The organism is Actinomadura bangladeshensis (assembly GCF_004348335.1).
In the GTDB taxonomy this organism is placed as follows: domain Bacteria; phylum Actinomycetota; class Actinomycetes; order Streptosporangiales; family Streptosporangiaceae; genus Spirillospora; species Spirillospora bangladeshensis.
Map to the genome: position 1 here is coordinate 1 of NZ_SMJW01000191.1, position 15,614 is coordinate 15,614.

The 15,614-nt window shown below is 72.0% G+C and carries 12 protein-coding genes and 1 pseudogene; 7 read left to right on the top strand and 6 right to left on the bottom strand.

Annotation, left to right across the window (positions count from 1 at the left end):
* Window positions 1-2,123, bottom strand: a 2,123-nt coding sequence (locus E1284_RS29110; protein WP_131943356.1) for an MMPL family transporter, incomplete at its 3' end; no start/stop codon positions are given.
* Window positions 2,124-2,352: 229 nt separating this feature from the next.
* Between E1284_RS29110 and E1284_RS29115 the strand changes: the two genes are divergently transcribed.
* A complete protein-coding gene (locus E1284_RS29115) occupies window positions 2,353-3,633 on the top strand; it encodes a sensor histidine kinase (protein ID WP_243714813.1) in 1,281 nt (426 codons plus the stop codon).
* On the top strand, window positions 3,597-4,241 hold the full coding sequence (locus tag E1284_RS29120; RefSeq protein ID WP_131943357.1) for a LuxR C-terminal-related transcriptional regulator: 645 nt from the start codon (window positions 3,597-3,599) through the stop codon (window positions 4,239-4,241). The genes E1284_RS29115 and E1284_RS29120 overlap by 37 nt, the downstream gene beginning before the upstream one ends.
* 24 nt (window positions 4,242-4,265) lie before the next feature.
* Here the strand turns inward: E1284_RS29120 and E1284_RS29125 are convergent, their stop codons facing one another.
* Window positions 4,266-4,910 carry a DUF4232 domain-containing protein gene (locus E1284_RS29125; RefSeq protein ID WP_165965468.1) on the bottom strand — a complete coding sequence of 215 codons (645 nt, stop codon included), beginning with the start codon at window positions 4,908-4,910 and terminating at the stop codon, window positions 4,266-4,268.
* 151 nt (window positions 4,911-5,061) lie between these two features.
* Between E1284_RS29125 and E1284_RS29130 the strand changes: the two genes are divergently transcribed.
* The gene (locus tag E1284_RS29130) at window positions 5,062-5,931 is read left to right on the top strand and encodes a hypothetical protein (RefSeq protein WP_131943359.1); all 870 of its coding nucleotides are present in this window, start codon (window positions 5,062-5,064) and stop codon (window positions 5,929-5,931) included.
* Between the two features lie 89 nt (window positions 5,932-6,020).
* Here E1284_RS29130 and E1284_RS29135 read toward each other — a convergent pair whose 3' ends face one another.
* Window positions 6,021-6,800, bottom strand: coding sequence for an enoyl-CoA hydratase/isomerase family protein (locus tag E1284_RS29135; protein ID WP_207924014.1), 780 nt, complete (start codon window positions 6,798-6,800; stop codon window positions 6,021-6,023).
* Window positions 6,801-7,412: 612 nt separating this feature from the next.
* Between E1284_RS29135 and rho the strand changes: the two are divergent.
* Window positions 7,413-8,567 (top strand): annotated as a pseudogene (gene rho, locus E1284_RS29140) (transcription termination factor Rho); the annotation flags it as partial.
* A 24-nt stretch (window positions 8,568-8,591) separates the two neighbouring features.
* Here the strand turns inward: rho and E1284_RS29145 are convergent.
* A complete protein-coding gene (locus tag E1284_RS29145) occupies window positions 8,592-10,286 on the bottom strand; it encodes a serine/threonine-protein kinase (protein ID WP_131943361.1) in 1,695 nt (564 codons plus the stop codon).
* A 116-nt stretch (window positions 10,287-10,402) separates the two neighbouring features.
* Window positions 10,403-11,977: an acyl-CoA synthetase gene (locus E1284_RS29150; protein WP_131943362.1), complete on the bottom strand. Its 1,575-nt coding sequence runs from the start codon at window positions 11,975-11,977 to the stop codon at window positions 10,403-10,405.
* Window positions 11,978-12,217: 240 nt separating this feature from the next.
* Here E1284_RS29150 and sigE point away from each other — a divergent pair, with 240 nt between their 5' ends.
* From sigE to E1284_RS29165, 3 genes are all read left to right on the top strand, one after another.
* Window positions 12,218-12,745, top strand: coding sequence for an RNA polymerase sigma factor SigE (gene sigE / locus E1284_RS29155; protein ID WP_131943368.1), 528 nt, complete (start codon window positions 12,218-12,220; stop codon window positions 12,743-12,745).
* Window positions 12,746-12,809: 64 nt separating this feature from the next.
* Window positions 12,810-13,613 (top strand): alpha/beta fold hydrolase, encoded by an 804-nt coding sequence (locus tag E1284_RS29160; RefSeq protein ID WP_131943363.1) that lies wholly within the window; start codon window positions 12,810-12,812, stop codon window positions 13,611-13,613.
* A 240-nt stretch (window positions 13,614-13,853) separates the two neighbouring features.
* Entirely contained in the window at window positions 13,854-14,750 is an 897-nt protein-coding gene (locus tag E1284_RS29165) for a phytanoyl-CoA dioxygenase family protein (protein ID WP_131943364.1), read from the top strand.
* 115 nt (window positions 14,751-14,865) lie between these two features.
* On the opposite strand, the gene E1284_RS29170 is transcribed toward E1284_RS29165, so the two are convergent.
* Window positions 14,866-15,336 (bottom strand): DUF4149 domain-containing protein, encoded by a 471-nt coding sequence (locus E1284_RS29170; RefSeq protein ID WP_131943365.1) that lies wholly within the window; start codon window positions 15,334-15,336, stop codon window positions 14,866-14,868.
* Between the last annotated feature and the right edge of the window lie 278 nt (window positions 15,337-15,614).

Genomic DNA, 15,614 nt, shown 5'->3' on the forward strand with positions numbered 1-15,614 from the left:
GTCTCGGCGTGCGAGATCCGGGGGAGCCAGTCCAGCCAGCGCGGGAGGTACCAGTTCGCGCGGCCCAGCAGGGACATGACGGCCGGCAGCAGGACCACCCGGACGATCGTCGCGTCGATCAGGACGGCGACCGCCAGCCCGACACCGAGCTGCTTGAAGTCCTGCAGCGAGAGCGTGCCGAAGATCCCGAAGGTGGCGATCATGATGACGGCGGCGCTGGTGACGACGCCGGCCGTGGCGCGGATCCCCTCGCTCACGGCGCGGGCGGTGTCCAGGCCCCGGTCGTAGGCCTCGCGGATCCGGGAGACGACGAACACGTGGTAGTCCATCGAGAGGCCGAAGAGGACGACGAAGACGAACAGCGGGATCCAGGATTCGAGCGCGCCGGCGCCCGTCGTCCCGACGAGGGAGTCGCCCCAGCCGTGCTGGAAGACCGCCACCATCACCCCGTAGGCGGCGCCGACCGACAGCAGGTTCAGCACGATGGCGCTGACCGCGATCAGGAGCGACCGGAAGAAGACCAGCATGAGCAGGAACGTGATGCCCATGACGAACAGGAAGACGGGCGCGATGCTCTTCTTGAGCTGCCCGTTGTAGTCGACCGACCAGGCGAGCTGCCCCGTGACCGGCGCCTCGCCGACCTTCCCGACGGTCTGCGGGACGATCCGCTTGCGCAGGGTTTCCAGGGCGTGCTTCGAGGTCGCGTCCGAGCCGCTTCCCGCGAGCGGGACCTCGATCTCGGCGACGTTCGCGCGGGCGTGGACGGTCACCTCGATCGGCCCGTTCATCTCGCCGGACGCGAGCGCGTCCCGCTTGAGGTCGCTGATCGCCCGCTTGACCTGCGGAGCGTTGATGTCGCGCGCCTTCAGCACGACGACCGCGGGCGCCGGGTTCCCGGGGAACGCCTCGTTCAGGCGGGTGTAGGTCTGCGCGATCTCCTCGCCGGGCGGGATCTGCTGGTCGAGCGAGAGCTTCTCGGTCTTCATGCCGAGCGCGGGCGCGGCCAGCGCCAGCAGGAGCCCGGCCGACAGCAGCGCGGCGATGCCGGGACGGGCCAGCACCGGACGCAGCAGCGTCCCGACCACCCCGGCGCCGCGTTCGCGACGCCGCCGCGGCAGGCGGACGCGGCCGAAGTCGACCTTGTCGCCGAGCAGGGACAGCAGCGCCGGCAGGACGGTCACGGACCCGAGCATCGCGATGCAGACGACGAGGATGGTCGCGATCGCGAAGCCCTTGAACAGCAGCAGCCCGGACAGGAACATCCCGGACATCGCGACCATCACGGTGATTCCGGAGACGAGCACGGACCGTCCCGAGGTGGCGGCCGCGATCGCCAGCGCGGTCTCCCGGTCGCGGCCCCCGCGCCGCTCCTCGCGCTCCCGCTGCAGGTAGAACAGGCAGTAGTCGACGCCGACGGCGAGCCCCATCAGCAGCATCACCGAGTTCGTCGTCTGGTCGACGTGCAGCACGTGGCTGACCACCGCGAGGACGCCGCTCGCGGCCAGGAACGCGGTGAAGGCCAGCACGACCGGCAGTACGGCGGCGAGCAGCGCGCCGAACGCGACCAGCAGGATGCCGAGCGCGAGGGGCACCGCGGTCAGCTCGGCGCGCTTGAAGTCCTCGCCGAGCGCGTCGTCGAACCACGCGTCGGCGGTCGCGCCGCCGAACTCGCCGATCTCGACGGACGGGTTGTCCGCCTTCGCCTTCGCCACCGCGCCCTGGATCGCGGGCAGCGGGTCGTCCGGCGTCTCCTTGACCGTGAACTGGACGATCACGTGCCGGCCGTCCTTGGACACGACGTCCGGGCGCAGATCCGTGATCACGCCGGTGGCCTGGACGTTCGCCCGGACGTCGGCGACGGCGCCCTTCATCGCGGCCGAACCCGCGGGGGCGCCCGAGACCAGCACCGTCTCCTGGTCGGGGTCGTCGACGCCGGCCTCGGCGATGATCCGCTCGGCCCGCGCCGACTGCCCGGTGCCCTGCTCGTGGTCGGCCATCGTGACCTGGCCGGCCGCGCCGCCGAGCACGGAGGCCAGGACGACGAGCAGCAGCCAGCCGAGGATGGCCGTCGTGCGGTGCCGCGCGCTCCAGCCGCCGAGCGTCGCGGCGAGATTCCTTTTCATGGGGGTCCCCTGGTCCGATCGTCTGCGGGGTGACACCCATCGACGCTAGGAAGCGCGCACCCGGGCCGACATGGCCCTAACCGGCGTCCGGGGGTGGACGTAAGTACACCCCCCACTCGGGTTGCGGGCACACTGTGCGGGTGAGGGCGCACCAGAAGACTGGACTCCAGTTGGCAGGTGGACGACGGAGGCTCCGGTGAGCGGTGAAATGGTGCAAGAGAGCAGGCTGATGACGCATGCCAGGGCGCCCTGGCGCGGGCTGGCGCTGTGGCTGCTGGCGGTCCCGGCGACGCTCGTCGGGCTGTGGTTCGTCACGGTCATCTCGATGATCACGAGCTTCGTCGGGGTGCTGCTGTTCCCGTCCGCGACGATGCTGCTGCGCACCCAGCTCGACGCCTACCGCGAGCGCATCAACAAGTGGACGGACGCCGACATCCAGCGCCCGTACCTGCCCGAGCCGGAGCCCGAGCCCGGCATCCAGGGCGTCTTCCGGCGGTTCATCGCGCTGGTCTCCGACCCGGCCACCTGGCGCGACTACCTGTGGGTCGTCACCGACCCGTTCGTCGCGCTGTTCACCGCCGCGCTGCCGGCCATGCTGATCCTGTACGGGATCTGGGGCTACCTGCTGGCGGCGTTCGCCGGCGACATGATCGGCCACTACGGCGGCAGCGACTGGTACACCTACATCCACGTCACCGAGGGGTACGGCCGCGACGGCGGACGCGTCCTGTCCACGGTGGTCGTCGCCACCGCCTGCATCGTGATCGGGTACGCGATCGGGCCGAAGATGATGGCGGTGTACGGCCGCTGGGGCCGGACGATCCTCGGGCCGACGAAGAAGTCGCAGCTCGCGCTGCGCGTCCGGCACCTCACCGAGACCCGGTCGGAGGCCGTGGACGCGTCCGCCGCCGAGCTGCGCCGCATCGAGCGCGACCTGCACGACGGCGCCCAGGCCCGGCTGGTGGCGATGGGCATGACGCTCGGCGCGATCGAGCACCTGCTCGACAGGGACCCGGAGAAGGCGCGGCTGCTGCTCGCCGAGACCCGCGCGTCGTCGGCGAAGGCGCTGCACGAGCTGCGCGACCTCGTCCGCGGCATCCACCCGCCGGTGCTCGCCGACCGGGGGATCGGCGACGCGGTGAAGGCGCTCGCGCTCGACACCCCGATGCGGATCGAGGTCACCGTCGACCTGCCGGGACGGGCGGAGCCGCCGGTCGAGTCCGCCGCGTACTTCGCGGTCTCGGAGATCCTCACCAACGCCGCCAAGCACTCCGGCGCGTCCCGCGTGTGGATCGACATGGGGTACGAGAACGGCATGCTGCGCATCACGGTCACCGATGACGGGCGCGGCGGCGCCACCCTGGACGGCGGCACCGGGCTGCGCGGCATCGAGCGGCGAATCGGTACATTCGACGGCGTCCTCGCCCTCAGCTCGCCCGTGGGCGGCCCGACGATCGTGACGCTGGAGCTGCCGTGCGCGTTGTCCTCGCCGAAGACCTCGCCCTCCTGAGGGAGGGGCTGGTCAGTCTCCTGGAGTCGCACGACTTCGAGATCGCGGCGGCCGTCGACAACGGCCCCTCGCTCCTGAAGGCCCTGCTCGACCACCGCCCGGACGTGGCGGTGGTCGACGTGCGGCTGCCGCCGTCCTTCACCGACGAGGGGCTGCAGGCGGCGCTGGAGGCGCGCCGGCAGGTCCCCGGCCTGCCGGTCCTCGTGCTGTCGCAGTACGTCGAGCAGCTCTACGCCCGGGAGCTGCTCGCGGACGGCAGCGGGGCCATCGGCTACCTGCTGAAGGACCGGGTGTTCGACGCGGCCCAGTTCGTGGACGCCGTCCGGCGGGTCGCGGCGGGCGGCACCGCGATGGACCCGGAGGTCATCTCCCGCCTCCTCGCCAGCAACACCCGCGACACCCCGCTGAGCCGGCTGACCCCGCGCGAGACCGAGGTGCTGGAGCTGATGGCGCAGGGACGGTCCAACGCGGCGATCGCCGAGCGGCTCGTCGTGACCGAGCGGGCCGTCACCAAGCACACCGCCAACATCTTCACCAAGCTCGACCTGCCGGTCACGGGCGACGACAACCGCCGCGTCCTCGCCGTCCTCGCCTACCTCAACAAGTAGCGGGTCACCCGCGGCCGTGGCCGGTCAGCTGTAGTTGACGCCGTTCATGGACGGCTGGAGCGTGCCCTGGGAGAGGGTGCCGGGGCACATCTCGCGCGGGCCGTTCTGCCAGCTCGCGTCGACGGGCACCCAGCCGCCCCGCCAGGAGACCGCCCAGCCGCCGGCGGACGGGCAGTCCGGGCTCGTCCCGTACCTGAGGCCGGCGAAGACCGTCCGGCCGGGGCGGAGCGTGATGTTCACCCCGGGGCCCGGGTGGTTCTCGCGGGCGCCCTCGGCCGAGCTGTAGTACGGGCCGCCGGCGCCGCCGAGCCCGAGCGGCGCCCAGCCGGCCGGAATCAGGCAGGTCTCCCCCGACTTGTTGGTCAGCATCAGGGTCGCGAGCACCTTCTCCTCGGAGTCGGACTGCTGCTCCTGCATCTCCGCCCGCAGTTGCGCGGCGGTGCACCGGGCCGCGGCGGCGGGCGCCTGCGCGGCGGGGCGCTCATCGCCGGGGGAGGCGCCGGGGGAGGTGCCGGTGCCCGGGGTCTCGCCGGTTCCGGCGTTCGGGCCGGCCGTCGGCTCCACGTCCCCCACGTGGGCGCTGACCCGGCAGCCGGTGACGGAGAGCGCGAGCGCGAGCCCCGCACCGGCCAGCGCGAGCAGCGATCGGCGATTTGCACCCTGCGTCATGTTTCGAACCCCTTTGTAATCTTTCCTGGTCGCTGGATGAGATGACCGGTATGCCGGAAGAGTTCGAGCGATCTTCGCGTTCGTGCCGTGCGGGCCCAGAGCCGTACCGGGTGGCATAGTTTGCTCCGCGAGACGGCCCCGGGAGGGCGCGATGACGGTGGTTCTGGTCCTGCTGTGCCTGGCGATCGCCGGGCGGGAGCTGTACCTGGCGTTCGAGCGCCGGCATTCCCCGGGCGCGCCCGAGATCGCCGACATCCGCACCCAGCTCCGCGCGCTCAAGGGCACCCGGGACGAGCTGGAGGGGTTCCGCGCGTCCCAGCGGGAGCGGCTCGACCGGCTCGCCGCCGAGCAGGAGCGCGACCGGGAGGCGCTCGCCGCGGCCGACGCGCGGATCCGGTCGCTGATCACGCAGATCAACGACCGGGTGCTGCCGGACGTGGGCGGCCGGCTGAAGCGGCAGCGCGAGGCGGCCGGCGAGCAGCGCGAGGCCCTCGACCGGCTGGCCGCCGAGGTCGCGGCGCTCCGCGCGCACCTCGTCGGGCGGCTCGACCAGGCCGTCGCCGCGTCCCTCGGGGCCGAGCCCGCCGAGCTGGTCGCCGGGTTCCTCACCGCCGACCCGGCCGCCGCGCGGGGCCCGCTGACCGGCCCCTACGAGCGGTTCGCCGAGCACCACGGGCTGCGCGTCGAACTGGCCGACCGGGACCGCTACTACCTGTCCGGACGCAGCCCGCGCGCCCTGGAGAGCGACTTCATCGAGCTCGTCGCCGCCCTGCGCGCGGACTGCCGGGAGACCACCGGCGTGGCGCGCACCCTGCTGGGCGCGCTCCGCGGCGTCGACCGGGGCGGAGCGCAGATCGGGCCGCTGCTCATCGTCCGGACGCCCGGGTCGCTGGTGTGCGGGGTGCTGCCGCTCGCCGAACTGCGCCGCCCCGCCGCGGACCTGCTGACCGACCCGCCCGAGGCGGCCCGCCGCCTGCACCGCCTCCCAGAGCCCAGACTCTACGAAGCGCGCAACACCTGACACCGAGCCGGCTCGCGTTGACCTGCGGCGTGTTGTTGTTTTCGACGCGCTCATAACAACAACACGCCGCAGGTCAACGAAGGCGGGGGTCAGCGGATGGGGGTCGTCCAGGTGAAGGTCGGGGGCCGGCGTTCCAGGAACGCGGCCACGCCCTCGTCCACCTCGCCGCTCAGGGCGACCTCCGCCAGCCAGCGCGCGGCCTTCTCCTCGACCGGGCCGCCGGCGGCGATCGCGTCCACGATGTCCTTGGTCGCCTGCTGGGTGAGCAGCGAGCGGGACGCGAGCGTCCCGGTGAACGCGGCCACCCGGTCGCGCAGGCCGCCCGCCGGGACGACCTCGTCCAGCAGCCCGATCCGGAGCGCGTGCCCGGCGCCGACCAGGTCCGCGGAGAACAGCAGGTACTTCGCGGCGGCCGGCCCGACCAGCCGGACGAGGCGGGCCGTCGCGGCGGCCGGGTAGACGATCCCGAGCTTGGCCGGGGTGATCCCGAACCGCGCGTCCTCGGCGGCGAACCGCAGGTCGCAGGCCGCCGCGAGCTGGCAGCCGCCGCCCACGCAGTACCCCTCGATGGCGGCCAGCGTCGGCTTCGGGAACGCGGCGAGCGCCCGCTCGGCGACCGTCGACAGGTGCGAGTCGTCGTCGCGGTGGATGTCGCCCAGCTCGGCGATGTCGGCGCCCGCGCAGAAGTTGCCGCCCGCACCCGTCAGCACGACGACCCGGACGGCGTCGTCCTTCGCCAGGGTCTCCAGGATGCCGGGGAGCGCCCGCCACATGTCCGCCGACATGGCGTTCCGCTTGGCCGGCCGGTCGATGGTGATCGTCGCGACGCCCGCGGCGACGTCGAAGCCGAGCCCGGCGGCCATGCTCATCCTCGGTTCCCCCTTCTCGGTGCGACGCGGCTCATCGTACGGAGCGCGTTTCCCCCGGTCGTTCCCGGGGCATCTCCATTGATCGGAACCCCCACCGCGTTCGCGGAGTCATAACCACGGAGTCACATCCGGACGAGACGGCGGCGCGTGTCGGGGGACCGTGCCGGCGACACTCCGCCACGTCCCGTCAGCACAGGGGGAACGACCTGCATGAACGCAATACGCGGCCGCCGGGGAATGCCAAACGCGCTTCGCGTGCTGTACTGTCGAGGCAGCGCCTCCGGATTCCGCGAATCGCAACGAAGGCGTTTCTTCCCCGCCCGGGCCATCTGAGCGCCCGGTGATCCTCCCGGTTCGGTACGCGCACCTCGGTGTTCCGGACCGCCGCACAAGGGAGCCGACGTCAGCCCGGTGAACCGAGCTGCATTTCTCGCATTCCTCTCGCGTACGCGCCGCGGGTTCCGCCGCCGTACCCGGGAATCGACTCCAGGCTGCGCGGGCCTTTCCGCGCGGGCCTGAGAAGGGACCCACATGTCCACTCCCACCCTCACCACCGAACGCCCCGCAGGCGCCGCCACCGGGCGCAAGGCCCAGGCGCACGCCGTGCCCCCGCAGAACGGCCGGAAGGGCGGCCAGCAGTCGCGGCGCCCCGTCGAGGACGCGCCCGCCGTCCCGTTCCACGGCCTCCTCGCCGTCCAGGACAAGCACGCCTTCATCCGCACCTCCGGCTACCTCGCCGGCCCGGACGACGTGCACGTCTCCCTCGCCCAGGTCAAGGCGCACCACCTGCGTCCCGGCGACGTCATCGTGGGCACCGCGAAGGCGCCGAAGTCGAGCCGGGAGAAGTTCGGCTCGCTCGCCCGCGTCGAGACCGTGAACGGCCTCCCGGCGGCGGAGGCGGCGAACCGCCCCGAGTTCGCCAAGCTGACCCCGCTGTTCCCGGACGAGCGGCTCCGCCTCGACACCGGCCCCCTCGCCACCCGCGTGATCGACCTGATCGCGCCGATCGGCAAGGGCCAGCGCGGGCTCATCGTGTCGCCGCCGAAGGTCGGCAAGACGATGGTCCTGCAGGCCGTCGCGAACGCGATCGCGCAGAACAACCCCGAAGTGCACCTCATGGTCGTGCTCATCGACGAGCGCCCCGAGGAGGTCACCGACCTGCAGCGGTCCGTGCGCGGCGAGGTGATCCACTCGACGTTCGACCGGCCCGCGCAGGACCACACCGCGCTCGCCGAGCTCACCATCGAGCGGGCCAAGCGGCTCGTCGAGCAGGGCCACGACGTGGTCATGCTGCTCGACTCGATCACCCGGCTCGGCCGCGCCTACAACCTGGCGGCGCCGTCCAGCAGCCGCATCCTCGCCGGCGGTGTCGCGACCACCGCGATCTACCCGCCGAAGAAGTTCTTCGGCGCCGCCCGCAACATCGAGAACGGCGGCTCGCTCACGATCCTCGCCACCGCCCTCGTGGAGACCGGCTCCCGCATGGACGACGTCTTCTTCGAGGAGTACAAGGGCACCGGCAACATGGAGCTGAAGCTCGACCGCGGCCTCGCCGACCGGCGCGTCTTCCCCGCCGTCGACATCGAGGCGTCCGGCACCCGCCGCGACGAGCTGCTCATGTCCCCCGAGGAACTCGCCCTCTCCTGGCGCCTGCGCCGCGCCCTCCAGGGCCTGGACAGGCAGCAGGCCGTCGAGCAGCTCCTGGAGAAGATGAAGGGCACCTCCTCCAACGCCGAATTCCTCCTCCGCCTCCAGCAGACCACCTGACGCACCCCCGCGCCCACGCGGAAGTCAGCCGGTCTTCTCGGGGCGGAAGGATTTGAGGATCTTGTCGTAGAGGCGCTGGCCGGGCGTCCAGTCGGGGTCCGGCGCGTAGAAGCAGAACTCGTATCCGGCCGCACGGCTGCACAGCACGTGCCTGACGCCGTCCTCGCCGCCGGTGTGCCGGCCGTCCCGCCAGGTGAACTCCCACTCGGCGGCGCCCGCGATCACCTCGGGGACGGGTTCGAGCCGCAGCCGGTGGTAGCCGGGGAAGCGGCGCCCCTGCACCGCGCGGTGCTCTTCGGCGCGCAGTCCGGCGAGCGCGTCACCGGGCGCCGGGGCGATGCGCAGCCCCCGCTCGGATCCCGCGTCCTTCCAGATCATGACGCCGCCGCTCCGCTCGGCCTGCCAGCCCACCGGCACCCGCACCGAGTAGGCGCCCGTCTCGCGGTACTTCGCCGTCTTGACCGTCACGCCCGCCGCCGGGCGCAGCGCGACCGCCTCGCTCTTGCCGATCGACGTCCAGCGGGCCGCCCAGGTGCCCGCGCCCGCAGCCAGCACGGCGAGCGCCGCGACGCTGACGACGGCGCCCGGCCGCAGCCGCCGCCCCTTGAAGGGCCGCCCGAGCGGACGCCGGGGCCGCGCCACCACGGCCTGCTTCGTCCAGGGGACGCGAGACCGCCGTCCCGTCCGGGGGCGCGGGGAGCCGCGCGGCGGCGTCCCGTCCGACCCGCCGCGGCCCGACCCGCTGTGCCCGGATCCGCTGTGCCCGGATCCGCTGTGCCTGGATCCGCTGTGCAGGGTCCACGGGACGCGCGGGCCGCGCATGACCCGGCGCGTCGCGGGGACGCGCGGCTCCTTCGGGAGCGTCGCGCGCGTGATGCCCGGTTCCGGGAGAGAACCGACGACGTCCCGCAGCAGGTCGGCGGTGGCCTCTGCGGTCAGCCGGTCCTCCGGCCGCTGCCGCAGCAGCCCCTCGATGACGGCGGTCAGCGGCCCCGCGCGCACCGGACGCGCGTAGTCGCCGAGCAGCACCGCCATCATCGACGCGAGCGCGTGGCAGCGCAGGAACGGGGAGAAGCCCTCGACCGCCGTGTAGAGCGTCGCCCCCAGTGACCACAGGTCGGACGCCTCCACGCTCGGCTGCCCGTCGACCCGCTCCGGCGGCAGGTAGGCGGGGGATCCCTCGATGCCGGCGGGCATCGTGTCGGCCAGCTCCCGGCCGTTGTGCATGTGCACGGCGAGCCCGAAGTCGCTGAGGAGAACGCGCCCGTCCTCGCAGATCAGGACGTTGCTCGGCTTGACGTCGCGGTGCAGGATGCCCGCCGCGTGGGACGCGCGCAGCACCGACAGGACGGCCGCGCCGATCTCCGCCGTCCGCCGCACGCCGAGCGGCCCGTCCTCGGTGACCAGGCGGTTCAGCGAGCACGACTCCAGGAACTCCATGACGATCCAGGGGCGGCCGTCCTCGATGATCAGGTCGTGGACGGCCACCACGCCGGGATGCCGCAGCGCGGCGGTGGCGCGCGCCTCCGCCAGCAGCCGCCGGCACATCACCCTGCGCTCGCTCTGGGTGATGCGCGGCGGCAGATGGACCTCCTTGACCGCGACGTCCCGGTCGAGCATCTCGTCGTACGCCCGCCAGACGGTGCCCATGCCGCCCCTGCCGACCACAGAGAGCAGGCGATACCGTCGCGCGAGCGGTATCAACCGATCCCCATTCATGCTGGGGATAATCGCCGGAACGCGCCCAAGACACGCCCCTTCGGCATCAATTGATTTTTGACCGCTCGGCAGCCGGAAATGCACGCGCAGCCGTGGTATAACCGCGCGTCGCGCATTTAGGCGAGCACGCTGCGCGCCCACTTGTAGTCGGACTTGCCGACGGCCGTGCGCTGCACCTCGTCCACCACCGTGATCTGCCGCGGCAGTTTGTAGCCGGCGAGGCGGCCGCGGCAGTGCTCGGTGAGCTGCTCCAAGGTGACCGTGGCGCCGGGGCGGGGCGCGACGACGGCGGCGACGCGCTGGCCGAACCGCTCGTCCGGCAGGCCGACCACGACGGCGTCGTAGACGTCGGGGTGGTCCTTCAGCGCGACCTCGACCTCCTCCGGGTAGACCTTCTCCCCGCCCGTGTTGATGACGAGGGAGCCGCGGCCGAGGAGGGTGATCGTGCCGTCCTCCTCCAGGCTCGCGAAGTCGCCGGGAACGGACCAGCGGGTCCCGTCGGCGGCCGTGAAGAACGTCGACGCGGTCTTCTCCGGGTCGTTGTAGTAGCCGAGGGGAATGTGGCCGCTGCGGGCGAGCTTGCCGATCTCGCCGGGCTTCACCACGTTCAGGTCGTCGTCCAGGACGGTGATGCCCGGCTTCATCATGAACCTGGCCGTGCCCTCCTTGGCATCGACGGACGGGCCGCAGGCGCCGGTCTCCGAGGCGCCGTAGTTGTCGAGGAACATGATGTTCGGCAGCTGCTCCTGGATCGCCTGCTTGGCGCCCTCCGTGAGCGGCGCGCCGCCCGAGGCGACCGCGATCAGCGGGGACGTGTCGTACCCGCCGCCCGCCAGCGCCTTCGCGACCGGCCGGGCCATCACGTCGCCGACCAGCATCAGCACGTTCGCCTTCTCCTCAGCGAGGAGCCCGAGCGCCTTGTCGGCGTCGAACGCGTGGTCGGTGTAAAGGACGACCTTCGCGCCGCTGAACAGGCCCATGAACGCGACCCACTGGCCGGCGCCGTGCATGACGGGCGCGCAGTCGAGGACGGCCATGCCGGGCTGGTCGGCGTTGGCGGCCAGCTCCTCGGGGCTGCCGATCGGGTCGCCGAGGACGTTCCCGCCGCCGAGCGCGCCGAAGAAGATGTCCTCGCAGCGCCATTCGACGCCCTTGGGATAGCCGGTCGTGCCGCCCGTGTACATGATGTAGCGGTCGTCGCTGGAACGCGGCGGGAAGTCGTCGCTGGGGTCGGCGGCGGCGAGCGCCTTCTCGTACTCGATCGCGCCGGGGATCTCGTCCTCGGCGCCGTCCTCCAGGACGACGATGTGCCGCAGCGTGGGCAGGTCGCCCCGGATCTCCTCCACCTTCGCCAGGAGCGAACGCTCGCCGATCAGCGCGACGGAGTCGGAGTCGTCCAGGACGTGCCGCAGTTCGGCGGCGACGTAGCGGAAGTTCACCGGGATCGGCACGGCGCGGATCTTGAAGGCGCCGAGCATCGCCTCGATCCACTCGGCCCGGTTGTAGGCGAGGATCGCGACGTGCTCGCCCGGCCGCACCCCGGCCGACGCCAGATGGTGGCCGACCCGGCTCGCGCGCTCGCTGAGCTGCCGGTACGTCCGCCGCTCGGCCCCGGCGACCAGGGCCGGACGGTCCGGTCCGGCGGCGGCCAGGATCTCGATCAGGTCGGCCAGGTTGTAGCTACGCGCCATGCCACGTCCTCGCAGGTGTCGGGGTGGGGGACCGGTTCCGATCCTGCTCGTGGACGGCGGCCGAACTCAATGCCTATTGGCGCCCGGTCCAATGAGATGGGTCACACGCCGCACTGAGTCGTATCCCACAGCGCCTCATCCGGCCACGGGCGGGGTCCTTACACGGCTCTTATCTGGGTACCGGCATGCTTGGCCGTAACGATTCAGTATCAGACGGGGGTAGTGGTGAGCGCAGGCGCGATGGCGTGGACCCCGCCGACGTGGGAGGAGATCGTCAGCGAGCACTCCACGAGGGTGTTCCGGCTGGCGTACCGGCTGACCGGCAACCGGCACGACGCCGAGGACCTGACGCAGGACGTCTTCATCCGGGTCTTCCGCTCGCTGTCGTCCTACAGCCCCGGCACGTTCGAGGGCTGGCTGCACCGGATCACGACGAACCTGTTCCTCGACCGCGCCCGGCGCAAGCAGCGCATCCGGTTCGACTCCCTCGCCGACGACGCGGCCGAGCGCCTGCAGGGCCGCGAGCCGACGCCCGCGCAGGCCTACGACGACCGCCACCTGGACGCCGACATCCAGAAAGCGCTGGACGGGCTCGCCCCCGAGTACCGCGCCGCCGTCGTCCTGTGCGACATCGAGGGCCTCTCCTACGAGGAGATCGCCGCGTCGCTGGGCGTGAAGCTCGGCACGGTCCGCTCCCGCATCCACCGGGGCCGCGCCCAGCTGCGCGACGCCCTGGAGCACCGCCGCCCCGCCGAATGCACGCAGTGAGGCCGTGCATCCGTGACAAGCGTCACTAGTGACTGCTGAGTAACTTCCGGCCTACCCTTCGGCCGTGGACATCGTCTTCGATCGCCGCGGCGAAGGCCCGCCCCTCGTCCTGCTGCACGGCATCGGGCACCGCCGCCAGGGCTGGGCCCCCGTCATGGACCTGCTCGCCGCGGAACGCGACGTCATCGCCGTCGACCTGCCCGGCTTCGGCGCCTCCCCGCCGCTCCCGCCCGGCACCCCCTACACGCTCGAAACCGTCCTCTCGATCCTGGCCGACTCGTTCGCCGACCTCGGCCTGGACAGGCCGCACATCGCGGGCAACTCGCTCGGCGGCCTGTTCGCCCTCGAAGCCGCCGACCGCGGCCTCGCCAGCTCCGCGACCGGCCTGTCCCCCGCCGGCTTCTTCAACGCGGCCGAACTGCGGTACGCCGCGTCCGTGCTGCGGGCGTCCCGGCTCGGTGCCCGCGTGCCGGACCCCCTCCTGGCGCGCCTGGCCCGCTCCCCGCGCCGCCGCGCCGCGATGTTCGGCATGATCTACGGCCGTCCCGACCTCATGGACCTGGAGGTCCTCGCCGGCGACGCCCGCGCGATGCGGGACGCTCCCGGCTTCGAACCGACCCTGCGGGCCGGCCGCGGCACCCGCTTCCTCGGTTCCTGCGCGGACGTCCCCGTCACGATCGCGTGGGGCACCAAGGACCGGCTGCTGCTGCGGAGCCAGGCGATCCGCGCCCAGCGCCGCCTGCCGAACGCCCGCTTCGTCTGGCTGGAGGGCTGCGGCCACGTCCCCATGGCGGACGACCCGGCGCTCGTCGCGAAGGTGCTCCTGGCCGGCAGCGCCCACCCGTTGAAGACCCGGACCGCAGCCTGACCCACTACATCCAGCGTGCGATGACGGGACGCATGTGCTGCTCGTCCCCGGCGGCGCCGACCGCCGTCTCGTAGAGGCGGGGTGAATCGGGCTTCTCGCTCGTCCACGCCACCTCCTCTCTCCTCGGGTCAGTAACGATAAGAAGTCGCAGAAGGCGCCACCGGATTACATGTGAAGCCGAAACTTTTCGTACCTGCCGAATGATTGGCGTGGACGAACGACCGGGTTAGCATCCGATCCATGAACTCTGGCTATCGGGTTCTCAGCGAAGACCAGGCAGAACACTTCCTCGACCGGGGATACGTCGTCATCAACGACTGCTTCACCCCGGAGGCCGCCGAAGAGTACACGAGCACCATCTGGACGCGCCTCGGCTACGACCCCGACGACCGGTCGACCTGGACGGAACCCGGGACCCACCTGCCCGCCCATCGCGAGATGGACATCAAGGAGTTCGCCCCGAAGGCATGGGGCGCCGTATGCGACCTGGTCGGCGGCGAAGACCGCATCAAGCAGCCCTACAACTGGGGCGACGGCTTCGTGGTCAACCTCTCGCAGGGCTCAGAGGAGCCGTGGTCTCCGCCGTCCGCCCAATCCCCCGGCTGGCACAAGGACGGCGACTTCTTCCGCCACTTCCTGGACTCACCCGAGCAGGGCCTGCTCACCCTGGTTCTGTGGTCGGACGTCCAGCACCAGGGCGGCGCGACGTTCGTCGCGGCCGACTCGATCGCCCCGGTCGCCCGCTTCCTCGCCGACCACCCGGAGGGCGTCCTGCCCACCGACTTCCCTTACGCGAGCCTGGTCGGCCAATGCGCGGATTTCGTCGAGGCCACCGGACGCATAGGCGACGTGTACCTCCTGCACCCCTACATCCTGCACGCCAAAGCCCAGAACCTGCTTCGCCGCCCGCGGTTCATCACCAACCCGCCGGTCACCCTGGCCGAGCCGATGAATTTCAACCGCCCGAACCCCGCCGACTTCTCTCTGGTAGAACGAACAATCCTGCGGGCCTTGGCCGTAGACCATTACGACTTCAAGTCGACCGCTCCGCGAGAAGAAGTCGTCCCCGAACGCGTCCTGCGCCAAGCCCGCATGAAAACCGAAGAAGAAGCCCGCCTGGCCGCGGGGCCCCGTTAACCGACAGGATTATCCGGCGAAGCCGGCCACACCCGCTCCCACTCGTCCGCCGCGCGGACCCGTGACGACTCTACGAACCGGCCGCCCTCGACCACCCAGTCGTCCGATCCCGGAATCAGGCGGCCAGGACGGTTCCGAGGACGAGGACGGCCAGGCTGAGGAGGCCGATCGAGGCGCGCAGTACGCCGGCGCTGCGCGCTCCGCGGCGGACGCGGGCGGCCAGCGGGGCGTTGTCGGGATCGGCCAGGGCGTCGCGGCGGAGGCGGGTCATGCGGCGTGCCTGCAGGACGCCGAAGGCGAGAGCGGCGACCAGGGCGGCGGTCAGCACGGCCGTCGCGGTGAGCGTGCCGTCCCAGGGACGGTCGGCGACCAGGGCCGCGCCCGTGCCGATGGCCAGGACCAGCGCGGCGGTCCCGACGATCCCGTACAGCCTGCCGAGGGCCCGGAAGAACGCGACGCGGTCCGCGGGGCCGAGCGTCCGGAAGGTGACACGGGCGACCACGCCGATCGCGACGAACCCGCCGAACCACACGGACGTGGCGATGAGAAGGACGCAGGCGAGTGCGACCTCGACCCCATGAGACATGCTGCACCCACTCGGCTCCGGCGGCGGGACGGCCCGTCCGCATCCGCTGATCCACTCGCCTCTTTTTTACAAGGTGGATTGTGTAAATACAAGGCAGGTCGGTGTGGGCTGCCGCACTTGGACGGCCATGAGGCGAGCGTGAGTTTTTCCATGGTCGCCATACGTACCGGCCGTCCCACTGCCGCGGCACGCGGTTCCGGGCGGCGGGGCCCGCGTCCCCGGAGTGCGCGGGCCCCGCCGCCTGGGTCAGCCGGTGACGGGGAGGTCGCCGGTCACCG